14 protein-coding genes are annotated in these 16587 nt (G+C 40.6%); 8 read left to right on the forward strand and 6 right to left on the reverse strand.

Annotated elements, in window-relative coordinates:
* Positions 1-48: 48 nt before the first annotated feature.
* The 6 genes from V7783_RS05200 to V7783_RS05225 all read right to left on the reverse strand — a co-directional run bounded on the left by V7783_RS05200 (position 49) and on the right by V7783_RS05225 (position 7635).
* Positions 49-1512 carry a carbon starvation CstA family protein gene (locus tag V7783_RS05200; RefSeq protein WP_335677804.1) on the reverse strand — a complete coding sequence of 488 codons (1464 nt, stop codon included), beginning with the start codon at positions 1510-1512 and terminating at the stop codon, positions 49-51.
* A gap of 220 nt (positions 1513-1732) precedes the next feature.
* Complete coding sequence (locus V7783_RS05205; RefSeq protein ID WP_335677805.1) at positions 1733-2650, reverse strand: carbohydrate kinase family protein; 918 nt, start codon at positions 2648-2650, stop codon at positions 1733-1735.
* Between the two features lie 2 nt (positions 2651-2652).
* Positions 2653-4176, reverse strand: coding sequence for a mannitol dehydrogenase family protein (locus V7783_RS05210; protein WP_335677806.1), 1524 nt, complete (start codon positions 4174-4176; stop codon positions 2653-2655).
* A gap of 25 nt (positions 4177-4201) precedes the next feature.
* Positions 4202-5923 (reverse strand): purine-cytosine permease family protein, encoded by a 1722-nt coding sequence (locus V7783_RS05215; RefSeq protein ID WP_335677807.1) that lies wholly within the window; start codon positions 5921-5923, stop codon positions 4202-4204.
* 72 nt (positions 5924-5995) lie between these two features.
* Positions 5996-6958 (reverse strand): sugar-binding transcriptional regulator, encoded by a 963-nt coding sequence (locus V7783_RS05220; protein WP_335677808.1) that lies wholly within the window; start codon positions 6956-6958, stop codon positions 5996-5998.
* Entirely contained in the window at positions 6955-7635 is a 681-nt protein-coding gene (locus V7783_RS05225) for an HAD family hydrolase (protein WP_335677809.1), read from the reverse strand. The genes V7783_RS05220 and V7783_RS05225 overlap by 4 nt, the downstream gene beginning before the upstream one ends.
* A gap of 356 nt (positions 7636-7991) precedes the next feature.
* On the opposite strand from V7783_RS05225, the gene V7783_RS05230 reads away from it, so the two are divergent.
* From V7783_RS05230 to V7783_RS05265, 8 genes are all read left to right on the forward strand, one after another.
* Positions 7992-9527, forward strand: coding sequence for a catalase (locus tag V7783_RS05230; RefSeq protein WP_335677810.1), 1536 nt, complete (start codon positions 7992-7994; stop codon positions 9525-9527).
* 70 nt (positions 9528-9597) lie between these two features.
* Positions 9598-10068 carry an ankyrin repeat domain-containing protein gene (locus V7783_RS05235; protein WP_335677811.1) on the forward strand — a complete coding sequence of 157 codons (471 nt, stop codon included), beginning with the start codon at positions 9598-9600 and terminating at the stop codon, positions 10066-10068.
* Positions 10069-10251: 183 nt separating this feature from the next.
* The gene (locus tag V7783_RS05240; RefSeq protein ID WP_335677812.1) at positions 10252-10905 is read left to right on the forward strand and encodes a TetR/AcrR family transcriptional regulator; all 654 of its coding nucleotides are present in this window, start codon (positions 10252-10254) and stop codon (positions 10903-10905) included.
* 3 nt (positions 10906-10908) lie between these two features.
* Positions 10909-11391 (forward strand): putative 4-hydroxy-4-methyl-2-oxoglutarate aldolase, encoded by a 483-nt coding sequence (locus tag V7783_RS05245; protein WP_335677813.1) that lies wholly within the window; start codon positions 10909-10911, stop codon positions 11389-11391.
* A gap of 352 nt (positions 11392-11743) precedes the next feature.
* Complete coding sequence (locus V7783_RS05250) at positions 11744-12934, forward strand: amidase family protein (protein ID WP_335677814.1); 1191 nt, start codon at positions 11744-11746, stop codon at positions 12932-12934.
* A 14-nt stretch (positions 12935-12948) separates the two neighbouring features.
* The gene (locus V7783_RS05255; protein ID WP_335677815.1) at positions 12949-14532 is read left to right on the forward strand and encodes a gamma-glutamyltransferase family protein; all 1584 of its coding nucleotides are present in this window, start codon (positions 12949-12951) and stop codon (positions 14530-14532) included.
* Positions 14520-15344 carry a sulfite exporter TauE/SafE family protein gene (locus tag V7783_RS05260; protein WP_335677816.1) on the forward strand — a complete coding sequence of 275 codons (825 nt, stop codon included), beginning with the start codon at positions 14520-14522 and terminating at the stop codon, positions 15342-15344. Before V7783_RS05255 ends, V7783_RS05260 begins: the two co-directional genes overlap by 13 nt.
* Positions 15345-15346: 2 nt before the next feature.
* Positions 15347-16576: a pyridoxal-phosphate-dependent aminotransferase family protein gene (locus V7783_RS05265; RefSeq protein WP_335677817.1), complete on the forward strand. Its 1230-nt coding sequence runs from the start codon at positions 15347-15349 to the stop codon at positions 16574-16576.
* The last annotated feature ends 11 nt before the right edge of the window (positions 16577-16587 follow it).

Consider the following 16587-nt stretch of genomic DNA (forward strand, 5'->3'; position numbering starts at 1 on the left):
CCAAAAAAAACGAGCTTTAAAGCTCGTTTTTTATTAGATAAACAGTTTTTACACAGGTTGCTTTTTATGTTTTAAATGCACAAACACAAGCCCTATGAGTCCGAGAATAGTCACAGCTACACCTATCGGTTTACCTAAGTCGCTTGATAAATTAAGGCCAATTGCCGCGGTCATTATGTATGAAAGCGTCACAGCTGTTGCAATAACTGCAGGGACACTGGCAATCCAGTGGAATGTTCCACGGTCAAATAAGTACTTAGTCGCAAGCCACAATACACTAGTCGATAACAACATATTAGAGAACGCAAAATAGCGCCAAATAACGGAGAAATCGAGCTTAGTCATAAAATAAGCGATAGTTAAAATTGGCACAGCGAGTAATAAGCGATTACGCAAACTTTGCGGAATATTAAACGCATCAACCACCGTTAAGCGCAGTGAACGAAACGCCGTATCACCAGAGGTAATTGGGAAAACAGCTACCGCAATAATTGCCATAATACCGCCAAATACACCTAAGTAACTATTTGCAATATGGTTAACAACTAGTCCTGGGCCACCTAAATCTAACATGGCTTTTAAGCCTGCATAGCCCTCAGGGAATGCAGCAATACCGGCAAGCGCCCATACACAACCTACAATACCTTCACACATCATCGCACCGTAATAAACTGGGCGAACGTATTTTTCGTTAGTTAAACAACGCGCAATAATAGGCGCTTGTGTTGAGTGAAAGCCACTAATCGCACCACACGTTATAGTAATAAATAATAATGGCCAAGTTGGCAGTCCATCTGGATTTGGCTCTAAAAAGTCATGGGCATGATCGGCTTCAAAGTAAGCTAAAAAATCCCCCGCTACAGGTAAGTGCGGCGCATTCATTAATAATGAAGCTGCAACAGCAACAGTCATTATAATCATTAACAAACCAAAGATCGGGTAAAACTTAGTAATGATTTTATCGATAGGAAGTAAAGTGGCTAAAAAGTAATAACCTAAGATGACTAATACCCAAAAGGTGTTATCAGCTAAAAAAGTGTCTTTAAAAACGTCTAAATTACTTAATAAGCCCGCTGGGCTCATAATAAAAACCACGCCGACAAAAAATAATAGCATGGCGGTAAATATCAGCATAAAGCCTTTAAATACAACGTTATAATACTTACCTGCAATTTCTGGTAAGCTTTTACCATCCTCTTTGATACTCATTACACCTGAGTAAAAATCGTGTACAGCGCCACCTAATACATTACCAAGTACAATCCATACCAAGGCAACTGGGCCGTATAAAGCGCCTAAAATAGGACCAAATATTGGGCCTACACCGGCAATATTTAAAAATTGGATTAAAAAAGCTCTAACTGGATGAATAGGAACGTAATCTACACCTTCGCTAAAACGCTTTTGTGGTGTATCAACAGTAGAGTCCATACCAGCTTGTTTTTCTACAAATGGACTGTAGAACTTGTAGCCTAATATTAGAATAGTCAAGCAGATAAAAAAGATGATCATAAGCACGTTTCTCTTTTTGTATTTGTATAATAGAGCGCGTTGTCAGTCGCTCCGCCATTCAATCCATGAATAATCGACGCACCTTAGCAGGGCTTGAATAAATCTACAATACGACCTTCTGATAATGGTATTAAATACTTGGGTACAGAGTTTTTTACTGTGGAAATAATAAAAGGTAATAAAAGCGATTTTTAAACCGCTTTTCTAATTAAAAGTTAAATCACACGGGATCCATAAATTCATTTATTTGTTGATGACTCAGTAAAGGAGTTGCACCACTGCTTTGCGCAACCATAGCACCAACTGCGCAGGCAAAATCAACACTGTGCTGAGCATCATCACTGCTGCACAGTTGATATATAAGAGCACCTAAAAACGAATCCCCTGCCCCAACTGTATCAATCACATTGATTAAGTAGCCAGAGTTGTAATAGTTAACTCCCTTAATTGTAAGCAAGGCACCATGACTGCCTTTAGTTACACACAAGTACTCAGTATTTGTATGCTCTGCAATAAAAGCCAAGTTTTGCTCTAGTGAGTGGTACTTACACCCCATCGCCTTGGCAATTTCATAAAGTTCATCATCATTGAGTTTTATAAAATCAGCCTTGTTCATCAATTCAATCAAGGCATCGAGTTTGTAATGCGGTGCACGTAAATTAACATCAAACACTTTAAAATTGGCAACTTCAAGCAATTGCTGCAAAGTAGTAAATGAAGGAGCGCTTCGTCCAATTAAGCTACCAAATACAAATACATCGTCTGTGGCTACTTTGTTTAATAATGTATCTGTTAGGGCGATATTATCCCATGCAGTATCAGCCACAATGTCATAACTAGCACTACCACTGCTATCGAGAGTAACCTCAACGGTACTGGTCACTTTATCATTATTTAGCGCAATGTAGTCACAACTGACGCCTCTAGCTGCTATTTCACCGAGTAATTCACTGCCAAGCTCATCTTTACCCACCGCGCTAATCATGTCTGCTTTAATACCCAGTGCATTTATGCGAACACACATGTTTAAAGGTGCACCGCCTAATCGTTTACCTGAGTCAAAGCAATCCCATAAAACTTCGCCAAAACAGCTAATATGTAATTCACTCGCCATTTTTTGATTTATTAATACGCTCATTTTTATTTACCCTTTGCAGCTAAAGTTGCAGCCATTACATCTTTTATTTGACTGTTAGATGCATAAATTGCGGCTATAGCATGGGTATACTGGCTGATAAATTTTTCATTATTAGCTAAGTCACCAAAAAGGCTTTCAAGTTCTATAAATGATGTTGGTTTTGTCGTGGTTAACTTAGCCGCGGTGCTGAGTTCTTGAGCCATATCATCATGAATTTCAAGTGTTTCACCTTGCTGACTCACACCTTTATCACTGTATAAACACCAGCTTGCAACCACTAATGCAGCCAATGAAATATCGCGATTAAGCGCAAGATTATCACTAATTGTTGCGATTAAAAATTTAGGGAGTTTAGCTGAGCTTTGCGAACATATGCGCGCGAGGCTGTCTTTAATATTAGGGTTAGCAAAACGCTCAATTAACGTATCTTTGTAACTATCGATATCAATACCGGGAAGCGCGTCTAACAATGGCGTTACCTCTAAGTCCATAAATGCACGAAGGTATTGAGCAAATAAAGGATCTGACACCGTTTCATCAATGGTACTAAAACCGTGTATTTCTCCGAGCAACCCCAGCACTGAATGACCGGCATTTAACAAACGAATTTTCATTTTCTCAAATGGTGTTACATCGCTAACAAACTGCGCGCCAACGTTATCCCAATTAGGGCGGCCATTACTAAACGTGTCTTCAATCACCCACTGAGCAAAAGATTCACAAGTAATTGGCCAACCATCGGTGATGCCATAAGCTTGCGTCACATAATCAATATCAGACTGCTTAGAAATGGGTGTAATGCGGTCAACCATTGCATTAGGAAAGGCCACATGTTGCTCAATCCACTGAGCTAATTCAGCATCTTGTTGATGGGCAAAGGCTAATAACATTTTACGTGTAACAAGGCCGTTATGTTGAATGTTATCGCATGATTGCACTGTAAACGCCGCTAAACCTTGCTCTTTACGAAGTTTAAGTGCCGCAGTTATATAACCAAATGCCGTGATAGGCTGAGCCGGGTCCTCAATATCATGCACAATATCGGGATTAGAATAATCAAACTCACCGGTTGCAGGGTGAAAATTGTAGCCGCCTTCTGTAATGGTTAAAGACACAATTTTTGTCTCTGCGTGCGCCATTTTTTCAATAACGGCTTGCTTGTTTTCAGGAGCAAACAAAAACTCTACCATAGAACCTATTACCGAGTTATCAACCCGACCATTTGGGTGCCTGATAGTGAGCGTATATAGGTTATCTTGTTTAGCTAGAATATCGCGTAAACCTCGATTTGCTTCTAATAAGCCAACGCCACAAATACCCCACTGTTCGTTGCCAGGGATTTTAAGTAACTCATTAATATAAGCTGCTTGGTGCGCTCGGTGAAAGCCACCTACTCCAATATGCACGATACCCGCTTTTACTTTGCTGCGGTCATACGTTGGCACATCAACATTACTTGGTAAGGTTATTATACTGTCTTGATTTAGCTCAACAATGTGAGCTTGAGTGTGTTGTAATTGGGTCATACTGTTATTGCCTTACTAAACAAAATTACGATGCTGTGTTTAATGCTTTGTGGCGCTTTAACGACCAGTAAGCAGTTGCAAAATAAAGGAGCGTACAAATGAAGCACACGATTTCAAAAAGTGATTTGTTATTTTTATAAGTGCTCATTGTGTCGCTAAAAAACATCACTTGGCTGGCATAAATAAAAATAGTAATTAACGATAATGTTGATACCGCATTTAAAACTTTCGTAAACATTGATGAATCAGTGACAGCAGGAGAAAGCGTTTTAGCTGCTGCTTGCTGATACACTTTAATTGCTTTTAACTCTTGTTCCTCTGCAATAATGGCATCGCTGTAATCTTCATCAGCGCCATACTTTTTAGCTAAAACGGTGTATATAACAATAGTAAATAACCAAGTAGGAATAAATAAGTAATAAAACGACATGATATCGAGGGCATTTAAACCAAAACCAAATACCAGTGCAGCAGCCCAAGATGCAATAGCTGGCACACTGCGAGTAATATTTTTATATTTTACCCAATAGCGCGTTAAACCAATTTTTGGAAACAATACGTGCTCAGCAAAAACAATTCCCCCTACAGGCACCACAATTAGACCCGCATAAGTTAACAGCGGTAGCATTTGTGAAAACACAAACGGAAAGCAAGCTATAATAACGGTTACTACACCTACAATCGCAGTGGTGCGTTCTCGGGATTGGTTAGTAAAAATAGATTGTGCAGCGAGACCAGCACGATAAAGGTTAGCATTTGCGGTAGTCCAACCAGCCACTATAATAATAACAAAGCCAGTCCAGCCAAGTGCATGATAGGCCACATCACCTGGATCAAGAGTTGAAATGGTAGTTTTCAGTAATACCGCAGCACCCGCTCCCATAATACCTGCAGAGATCCACGCTATATAATGACCAAAAAACATGCCCACGCCAGAGAACAAACCATAACTTTTACGTTTAGCAAACCTAAACACCGCCATATCAATTAAGCCAAAGTGAGTAATTGAATTAGCAGCCCATGCAAAACCAATAACTTCAAATAAACCAATGCCTTTTTCGCCATCAGCATTTGTACCACTCCATATTGAGGCATCCCCAATGGTGATAAAATCGCCAAAACCCGTTAATGAGGTTGAGCCTAAAACATAATTTGATAACTCAGGAAAAAGCGCAAACGAGCCACCAACAAAAATGACAAATAACCAAGGCGCACATAGTTTTGAGAAATCAGCCACAGTAGAAAATCCATACATGGCAACAAACACCACTATAGAGCCAACAGCTAACACAATTGCGACAAACCAAAAGCTATTTGGATACCAATTTAACTGGGCGGGTATATCAAATAGAAACCTGACCGCAGTGGATGAAACGGTGATCATGGCGGCAGAGATAACACTAAATATGACCACATTGGCCCAGTTATAGAGCTTGGTCATTGAGTTACCCGCTATTTTATTCAGGTAATTATACAAACTTAATCGGGTCTCTACAGCAATCGGCGCAGTAAGCAACCACCAAGAGCACATGGCTAGTAAATTACCAATGAGTAAACCAAGTAGTATATCAATCGTTGAAGCACCTAATGCCACAAACGTAGCACCAATTACAAATTCAGTTGCCGCTACGTGTTCACCTGCAAAAAGTCCTGCAAAGTGTTTCCAACCATGGAGTTTATGTTGAGCAACGGGTAGTTGCTCTTCATTAACCTCACTATAATTAGGTGTGTCTTGATGTGTTGTCATTATCACTTCCTATGCCTGTACAATTTATTCGTACCCTTGTTCGAATATCAGCACTGACGGGGTTATTAATTGTTATGAAATACTTTTAAGAATTTGTTCAGCCGTATATTCGTTGGTGATCAACGCGTTAATCAGCTTACCTTTTAAGGCACTTGTTATTGCTGTGACTTTTTCTGGCCCAGCCGCAATGCCGAATACAGGTTTTATCGCATTAACTTGCAGTGGTGCACTGAGTAAACACTCGGTAAGCTCGTTATTAATAAGCTTACCGTTTGCATCATATAGCCAACTCACAACCTCACCTGCTACGCCTGCATCTTGAAATGATTGCAATTGTTCTGTTTCAATAAAGCCATCCATTAATAGCGGCGAGTTTTGTGTCATATGACCGATACCGACAAACGTTGCATCAGCGTTGGCAGCTAAATTAAAGATATTTTTAACTGGCGCTAAGTCTTGCAGTAGATGTTTTTGTGCTTGCGTTTGTGCAAGTAACGGCAAAGGAAGAGGAAAGTGTTTAGCGTTCACACGATTGGCCATACTCACTACAATATCAAATTTGGAGGCTGAGCCATCTTGCATCATATTGCCCACAATCGAGACTAATTTATGCTGCTCGCACTCCATATTAGGTAGTTCATCTATGCACGCTTTTAATGAACGCCCAGTACCAAAGGCAAGTATTTTTGGCTGTTTTGATTTTAAGTAACGCTCTAAAATTTTAGCGCCACTTTGGGCAAGACCATAAGTAGAATTGATGTCTGTTGGATCGCTTGGAGCAATTTCACACTCTAATAAATTAAAAGCACTTTTAAGTTGTTCTGCCAATTCCATACAGCGTGTAATGGGATGATCTAATCGAACTTTAATTAAGCCTTCGCTGACAGCAAGCGCAACCAATCGCTGTGCTGATTGACGAGACACATCTAACTTTTGTGCAATCTCGTCTTGAGTATTTTTAGCAACATAGTAAAGCCACGCCGCACGAGCTGCATCTTCTAGTTTTTTTAGTTCACTGTTTGATTTTTGATTCATAATAATGACTTGTGTGTGAGTGTTGGGTAAGTAGTAAAAAACGAGTCCCAGTGCGAAAGTAACGCCACATCAGGGAAGTTTATATGTACATGATTAATGCCTTTATCTAAGTGCTGGCCGCCAAAATAGTGCATAACCTGCATATTTGCGTTGATAGCAGCTTGAATACCCGCACTGCTATCTTCAATTACTAAACAATTAGCAGGTAACACGCCCATTTTTTTTGCTGCATGTAAGAATAAATCCGGTGCAGGCTTTCCTAAAGACACCTCTTCACTGGTAAAAATATGCTTAAACAAAGAGTCAAATTTTACGGCACTTAATGCTTTTTGTGTTCGTTGTAAGCTACTGCTAGTCGCAATGCAAAAAGGGACATTCAAATTTAAAAGTATATTTTTAATACCTGTTGTTGGCTGTAAATGCTCAACAAACCTAGTAACTAGAGTGTGTCGATACTCACTCTCAAATTGGGCTGGCAAATCAACGCCAAATACTGATGCTATTTTTTCGCTGACTGATTTAAAACTACACCCTAGAAAATGTTGCTGGACGTAATGCGTGTCTATATTGATACTTAAATCACTCAGCATATCTATTAATACACGGGCACTGAGCACCTCGCTGTCAATAACAACGCCGTCACAATCAAAAATCACAAGATCTATTTTGTTAGCCACTTTGCCACCTTTTTGTGCAATTAAACTTTCGACTCACCAATTTGAGCATAAGCCCGACTGATGGGCATATTCCCACCTCGCGTTAGGTAATGTCAATAAAAAGTGAATAGGAAACGCACCAGCTTGGGGATTATTAACAAGGAAAAACAATAAAACTTTTTAGTTTCAAATAGGTTAGGATGTCTCATTAGACTTAGGTCGAATATGCTAGAAATAGCTGAACACACTGATTCAATCCAAAATACAAATCACATCAATCTAAACAATCAATTTTACCGAACAACAATCCTTACATACACTGAGCTCAGTTAAAACGCTTGCGCGGCGCAAGCTCATAAAATACATGAGGTCGACATATGAATACTCAAAACAATACAAATAAAAAATCATTTCTTACACTAAGTGCGCTTACATTAGCGATGGCACTACCAGCAACTGCAGCAACGATGCTCACAAAAGACAATGGCGCGGCTGTAGGCGATAACCAAAATTCAATCACTGCGGGTGAGCGCGGTAGTGTGTTACTTGAAGATGTGCAGTTAATTCAAAAACTACAACGCTTTGCTCGAGAACGTATTCCTGAGCGTGTAGTTCATGCGCGTGGTACAGGCGCACACGGTGTATTTGTTGCTAGTAAAGAATTAAATGATTTAACTATTGCAGCACCATTTAGCGAAGCGGGCAAAGAAACTGACGTGTTTGTACGTTTCTCTTCCGTTATTCACTCTAAAGGCAGCCCAGAGACTCTTCGCGACCCACGTGGTTTTGCAACAAAATTTTACACCGATGAAGGCAATTGGGATCTCGTAGGTAATAACCTACCGGTATTCTTTATTCGTGATGCGATTAAATTCCCAGACATGGTGCACTCTTTAAAGCCTTCTCCAGTTGATAACATTCAAGATCCTAATCGATTTTTTGATTTTTTCTCATATGAACCAGGTTCAACCCATATGTTAACCTGGGTTTATAGCGACTACGGTACACCAGCCAGTCTTCGTAAAATGGATGGTTGGGGTGTACATGCATACAAAATGATTAATAAATCAGGCGATGTTAAATACGTTAAGTTTCATTGGGTAAGTCAACAAGGTATCGACAATTTAGACAGCAAAGAAGTGGCTAAAGTACAAAGCCAAGACTTCCAACACCTGACTCGTGATCTATACGCTGAAATTGGTAAAGGCAACTACCCGAAATGGGATCTATACATTAAAACCCTTGAGCCATCACAGCTTGATGACTTTGATTACAACCCATTAGATGCAACAAAGATGTGGTTAGATGTGAAAGAAACTAAAGTAGGTACTATGACATTAAATCGTATGCCAACTAACTTTTTCCAATCAACAGAACAAGTTGCAATGGCACCAGCTAACATCATTCCGGGTATTGAGCCATCTGAAGACCGCTTATTACAAGGGCGTGTGTTTTCATACGCTGATACCCAAATGTATCGCTTAGGTGCAAACCATCAACAACTGCCTATTAACCGTAGCAAAGTCGATGTGGTTAATTACAACCAAGACGGTGCAATGAATTATGGTAACACCACCAGCAACGTGAACTATCAACCGAGTCACGAAAACGTTGCTGAAAACCCAATCGCCCGTAGAAGCCAAACAGAGCTTAAAGGTTATGTACAGCAAGCCGCGATTAAAAAGCAGCAAAACTTTGCCCAAGCTGGTGTGCTATACCGTGGCTTTAGTAAGCAAGAGCGTACTAACCTCATCAATAACCTTGCAGGGGACTTAGGCAAAGTACAAAACAGCGATGTTAAACACAAAATGCTCAGCCATTTCTACAAAGCCGATAGCGAATACGGCACCCGTTTAACCAAAGCCGTAAACGGTGATATCAAAATGGTTAAACAACTGGCCGCAAAGCTTTAATTATTAAAGTAATATAACTCCCAACCTTGATGAGGAAGGACGCCCTTCCTCTTTTTTTAAGGACACTCTGATGCGTAAACTATTTATTATTCTTGTCACTGTTTTAAGCTTCAACTCGGTTGCTGTAGAGCCAGCGCGCACTGACTCACAATCACAATATGAAAACCTACTTGCCTATTATTTTGCCGCAGCGCGCACTGACGATAAAGAAGTGATCGAGCAATTCGTATCTGCCGGTATCCCTATCGACAGCTATAACAATAAAGGGTATACAGCGTTAATGATTGCCACTTATCACGGTAATACTAAGACAGTGAATTCATTATTAAACTTGGGCGCTAATGCATGTCTTGAAGATAAACGCGGAAATACCGCACTCATGGCAGCTATTTTTAGAGGTGAGTTTAGTATTGCCAAAACCTTAGTAAGTCTTGATTGCGATACTGAGCATGCAAATAAAGCTGGGCAAACAGCCGAACAGTTTGCACAAACGTTTGGTCAAGACAAAGTGCTTGAGTTACTTACACAGGTAAAAAAATGATCTCTGCAATTAAAAAGTGATACATGCTTTTCAAACTGTATTACTTTTTATATTCTCAGCTTCCCCTTTAAAGCCTACCCATGGCCTATCAATTTCAATAAAATAAAAAACCATCCAACATTAATTGACCTTTCGGTCAATAAAGCTACAATCAATCAACAGCTTAAACATATACACTCAATAATGACCACACAAATAAAGCCAAATAAAAAAGAAGTCACGCGAGAAAAAAACCAAAATCTCATTTTAAATGCTGCCGAACAATTGTTTTCACAGCTTGGCTATGAAGGCGCCAGCATGAGTATGGTAGCGAAAGAAGCGCAAGTGCCCAAAGCCAATATTTTATATTACTTTAAAAGCAAAGATGGCCTTTATGAGGCTGTCATTGATCGCATAATTGCCCATTGGAACTTAGGACTTGATAATGTAACTGCTGATGATGATCCCGCAACCGTGCTTTATAACTATATAAAAAGTAAAGTAATATTAGCAATCAACGAGCCTTTTCAATCACGCTTATTCGCTAGTGAAATTCTACGTGGGGCACCCTATTTACAAAACTATTTTAGAACCAACACTCGACCGTGGGTTAAGCAAAAGGTTGATGTTTTCCAAGCATGGATGGACGCTAAAAAAATAGATGCTATCGATCCATATCATTTGCTATTTACGATCTGGGCGACCACCCAGTATTACGCTGATTTTCAGAGTGAAGTACTATTAGTGATGAACAAGTTAGAATATGACGAAACAGATGTGGCACAAATTACGCAATCAATTGCCCACATTATTTTAAAAGGCATTGGTCTTAAAGTACCAGAGCAAAGTAAGGCATAAACCATGAATAACTTTACTACCCCTGATCTTTACGACGATCACCGCAACAATTTACAAGTCGCTGACAGTGGCTTACGCCATTTTGGTAAAAAGACCACATTCTGTGGCCAAGCAGTAACAGTTACCTGCCCCGAAGACAACTCATACGCCGCTAATATTCTTCACGAAAATGGCCAAGGAAAAGTCTTGGTGATCGACGGTTTCGCCAGTAAACGGTTTGCCTTTATAGGCGACATAATGGCAGAGCGTGCTTTAAAAAATGGTTGGGAAGGTATCGTTATAAATGGCTGTTGTCGCGATATAGAAATACTCGCGACCATGGAACTACCCGTTATGGCGCTAGGCTCTACCCCTCGCAGTACACTAAAACGAGACTTTGGTGACAAAAATCAAGCCATTACCATGTTAAGTACAACAATCAATCCTAGTGATTGGCTTTATGCTGATGTAAACGGTTTAATAATTAGTAAAGTACCATTATTTTAAACATTTCATTCCAAAAAATATTTATAAGCAAAACCAAATTAGTGCACAGTTGCACCAAGTTGGTTTGTTTTCATGGCTAATTCTGCGCTCACTAAAACCGTTAATTATTAAAAAATTGGCTTCCACCCCAACAAAGCTGACCGAATGGACAGCTTTTGTTTTTTTGGCATCTCTCTTGCTTAGCTTTTAATCAACAATATAAACAAACCGATTAAAAAGCGAACTTAGCTCTGTTAAATAAAATAATAACGTTAGCAGTAAGCAAAAAATAATAAAACATCGCCTTTTTGATCACCCCCTAAATCTGGCCGAATAACCATTTGGTCAGATTTATTTCATAACGAGTGGTGAAATGAGTACCAAACAAAATAATAAACATAACGGTATCTTTTGCGACCATGGCCCTAAAGCATGGCAAACACATAGCCAAGGGCGACTAAAAAACCAACGTCTGGTTGTAAAAGATGTATTTGCAATAAAAGGCGAGCTTAATAGTGCAGGAAACCCAAGTTGGTTTAATACAGCAACCCCTGCAAAACACACTGCAAGCGCAGTTACAAAACTTATGGATGCAGGCTGTAACTTTATAAGTTTTACCCATACTGATGAACTAGCCTATAGCTTAGAGGGCAATAACATCCATTATGGAGCAGCGCAAAATCCCAAGCTTTTAGGTCATGCTTGTGGTGGCTCTAGTATGGGCTCAGCCGCGGCTGTGGCCGCAAACTTAGCAGATATAGGCTTAGGTACTGATACAGGCGGTTCAATTAGAATACCGGCAAGTTATTGTGGTTTATTTGGTATTAGGCCCAGCCATGATGTAATTGCAAAAGACAAGCTAATACCGCTAGCTCCTGAGTTCGATACGATTGGCTGGTTTACAAACGATGCTGAGCTATTAAGTGAAGTTGGCGATACTCTATTACCACAGCAAGCGATTCACCCTGTAAATACATTGGTTATTTGTGAACCATTGTTTGAACTTGTTGAGTCCAACATACAAGCGCACCTTGAACAGTTACTAGCCAAAGTAAAACCTCACTTTAATGACCATAAAGATTTTATCTTACCAAATAAAGCTTTGCTAACTGAGCTGGCCGACACCTTTAGAGTATTACAAGGACGTGCTATTGCAAAAACCCACCGAGACTGGCTTGAGCAATCAGAGCAAACAGTTCAGTTTGCGCCAGCTATTGCTGAACGCTTTAAAATGGCACTCGCTTTAACGACAAAAGAAGAGCTAGAAGCTCGGAAAATACAAACTCAGTGGCAAGCTATAGTAGCTAGAAACTTAAACTCAAACGCCTGTTTATTTTTACCATCTAGCCCCACAACCGCACCTAAACTAGGCGCAGACACAAGCGCTTTACGTATGCAGATAATGACGTTAACGGCAATTGCTGGCTTAAGCCGTTCGGCACAGGTACATCTGCCATTAGCCAATTTAGAGAATGGTCACCCTTATGGATTTTCATTAATGATGAGCCATGGTAACGATAAAAGTTTACTTGCTTGCATTAAGTCTTTAGCTGCACAATTTTAACAGGATACATTAGCATGACCACACACAATATTGCTTTCACCGCGCCGCATTTTGCCGCCACAGAAGCTGGTACATTAATTTTAAAACAAGGTGGTACTGCAACCGAAGCTATGGTAGCCGCAGCTGCTGCAATTAGCGTTGTTTACCCACATATGAATTCAATTGGCGGTGACAGCTTTTGGCTTATTGATAATCCCAATCAACACACTCCTACTGCAATTGACGCGTGTGGGCGTGCAGCAAATGATATCAGTGCTTATGCTAAACTATCGCATGTACCTGAGCGCGGTGGACTAAGCGCATTAACCCAAGCCGCTACGCTTCGCGGCTGGCAAAAAGCGCTTGAACTTGATGAACATGCAACCCTTGAACTCAGTGATATATTAGCACCAGCAATAAACCTTGCTCGCAACGGTTTTACAGTCTCAGCTAGCTTACAAGCAGGCTGTGAGAAATTAGCTGCTGTCACAAACACCAACGATGCATTTAAAAACTTATTTATTCCCAATGGTAAGCCTTTACAAGCCGGGCAACATTTCAAAAATCCGAAGCTTGCTGATACCTTTGAGCTCCTTGCTAAATATGGCTTGAATGCATTTTACCATGGTGAACTTGCCAACTCATTTGCTAGCGACTTAGCCGAAGCTGGCAGCTCTATTAGCCTACACGATATAAATCAAACTCAAGCAAGTGTAGTAACTGCACTTACTGCCAATCTCTGCGGAATAGATTGTTATAACCTACCAGCCCCAACGCAAGGTGTTCATTCACTTCAAATAATTGCGGCAGTTAATAAGTTAAAACATTTGGCTAAAACACCAGCCGATTGGACTCACTTAATTGTTGAGGCAACAAAACAAAGCTTTGCGCAACGACCGAATCTTTGGGCTGATCCCCAGGCACTTAGCTCAGACTACGACAATGCATTAACTGATCAACACTTAACTGAGCTTGCTAATAATATTGATATGAACAAAGCCCAGCAATGGCCATTTGACTCTGAACCAGGAGATACTGTTTGGATGGCCGCAAGAGACAAAAACGGTCAACTCGTTAGCTTCATACAAAGTGTCTATTGGGAATTTGGTAGTGGCATACTAATGAGTGAAGGCGGCTTTGTATGGAATAACCGCGGCCTTAGTTTTAATTTAAATAATAATGATAATAACACGCTCGCAGCAAGCAAAAAGCCTGCGCATACATTAAACCCTGCTCTGGCCAAGTTTTCTGATGGTCGTCGCTTAGCCTATGGAACCATGGGTGGTGAAGGTCAACCACAAACACAAGCGGCGGTTTTTGCAGGTTACGCATGGCGTGGTAAATCAATCAACCAAGCTATTAGTGATCCTCGCTGGTTACTTGGCCGAACATGGGGTGATACTAGCAGCAATTTAAAAATTGAAGAAAGCTTAGCGGCTGATATTAAAAATGAATTAAACCAACGCGAACATGATTGGGTAAGTGTTGCCAACAATAATGAAATGATGGGCCATGCCGGGGCTATATTAGATGCGCCTAACAACCTTGAAGCGGCAACAGATCCTCGTTCAGATGGCCGTGCAATAGTAACTACAGCAGGAAGACAATGTCAGAAATAATTAATCAATGGCCGATTATTGCGGCCCTAATAGCAACCGGAATATTTGCCGGTATTTTAGCGGGTCTATTTGGCGTTGGCGGCGGCATTGTTATTGTGCCCGTTCTGTATTTTTTATTGCAAGGTTTTGGTGTGAGCCCTGAGTCCGCGATGATGATAGCAACAGCAACATCACTTGCGACCATTGTTCCTACGTCAATTTCATCAATTCGATCACATCATTTAAAAGGCAATATTGATGTCGCATTAGTTCAATTTTGGGCCCCTTTTATTTTAGTAATGGCCGTTGTCGGTAGTTACTTAGCGCACTCTATTCAAGGCAACGCCTTGGTGCTCATGTTTGCTTGTATTGCCATTTTAGTAAGCTTAAATATGCTCTTTAGAGCAGGAGCTCCCGCTTTGGTAAATCAATTACCTGGGAAGTTTGGCCAAGCCATAATGGCAAGTATTGTGGGCGGATTATCGGTTATGATTGGCATAGGAGGCGGTACAATTGGCGTGCCTATGTTAAATGCGTTTAATGTTCGCGCTCATGTTGCTGTAGGCACTGCTGCTGTATTTGGCTTACTCATTGCACTTCCTGGTGTGATTACCTTATTAAGTATTGGCTCTATGCCAACCGATGCTCCCCTAGGCACATGGGGTTTAGTTAACCTGCCTGCCTTTTTACTTATCATTCCACTCACTATTTTGTTTGCGCCCATTGGTGTAAAAATAGGTAGTACGCTGGATCAAAAACAATTAAAGCGAGCCTTTGCCATAGTGCTAATGATCACTGGTATTCGTATGCTTATTCAAACTCTTGGAGCATAAACATGTTTAATAACACGCAAATTCAAACTTTAAACCCACCGCAACGCTTGTTAATGGGACCTGGACCAATAAATGCCGACCCTCGCGTATTACGAGCAATGTCTGCTCAGCTTATTGGTCAATATGATCCTGTAATGACCGGGTTTATGAACGAAACTATGGCACGCTTCCGAGAAGTATTTAAAACAAAAAATCAATGGACCATGTTAGTAGATGGAACTTCTCGTGCAGGTATAGAGGCAGTGCTTTGTTCTATTTTACGTCCTAACGATACTGTACTGGTGCCAATTATGGGCCGCTTTGGTCACTTACTTGCTGAAATTGCTGAGCGTGTAGGAGCAAAAGTACATACCATTGAAGTGCCTTGGGGTGAAGTGTTTTCACCAGAGCAAATCGAAAAAGCGATTGTTGATGTAAAACCCCACGTACTCGCTATGGTTCAAGGTGATACTTCAACAACCATGAACCAGCCACTTCAATACATCGGCGATATTTGTCAAAAACATGATGTACTATTTTATTGTGATGCTACCGCTTCTATTGTAGGTAACGAGCTACCTGCAGATGAATGGAAACTCGATGCACTTTCTGTTGGTTTACAAAAATGCTTGGGCGGCCCATCGGGATCTGCACCTTTAACACTGAGTGATAAGTGTGCCGATTGGATCCAAAAACGTAAAAAAGTAGAAGCAGGTATTCGTACTGCTGATCATGAAGATGGCAGTGAGCCTTTTGTTCGCTCTAATTATTTTGATTTAGGCATGATCATGAATTACTGGGGCGAAGAACGCTTAAACCACCATACTGAAGCCACCAGCATGTTGTATTGTGCATCTGAGTGCGCACGTATTGTAATTGAAGAAGGTGTAGATAACTGTGTTGCACGACATAAGTTACATGGTGATGCCATGCTCAGCGGTATTCAAGCACTCGGCTTAAATGTGTTTGGTGATTTAGATCATAAAATGAATAACGTGTTGGGAGTTTATATACCAGCAGGGATTAATGCCGACCATGTTCGTGGGCAAATGCTGACAGATTTTGGTATCGAAATTGGTACTTCATTTGGCCCCTTGCATGGCAAAATTTGGCGTATCGGTACAATGGGTTATAACGCCCGTAAAGACGCCGTACTGCAAACTCTTGCAAGCCTAGATGCATGCCTGCACGCCAATGGCTATAAAGGCCCAAAAGGCGAAGCAGCCCTCGCAGCCCTTTCTCATTATAAATAAAAGTTAAGGAT

This window comes from Pseudoalteromonas sp., assembly GCF_036960685.1.
In the GTDB taxonomy this organism is placed as follows: Bacteria; Pseudomonadota; Gammaproteobacteria; order Enterobacterales; family Alteromonadaceae; genus Pseudoalteromonas.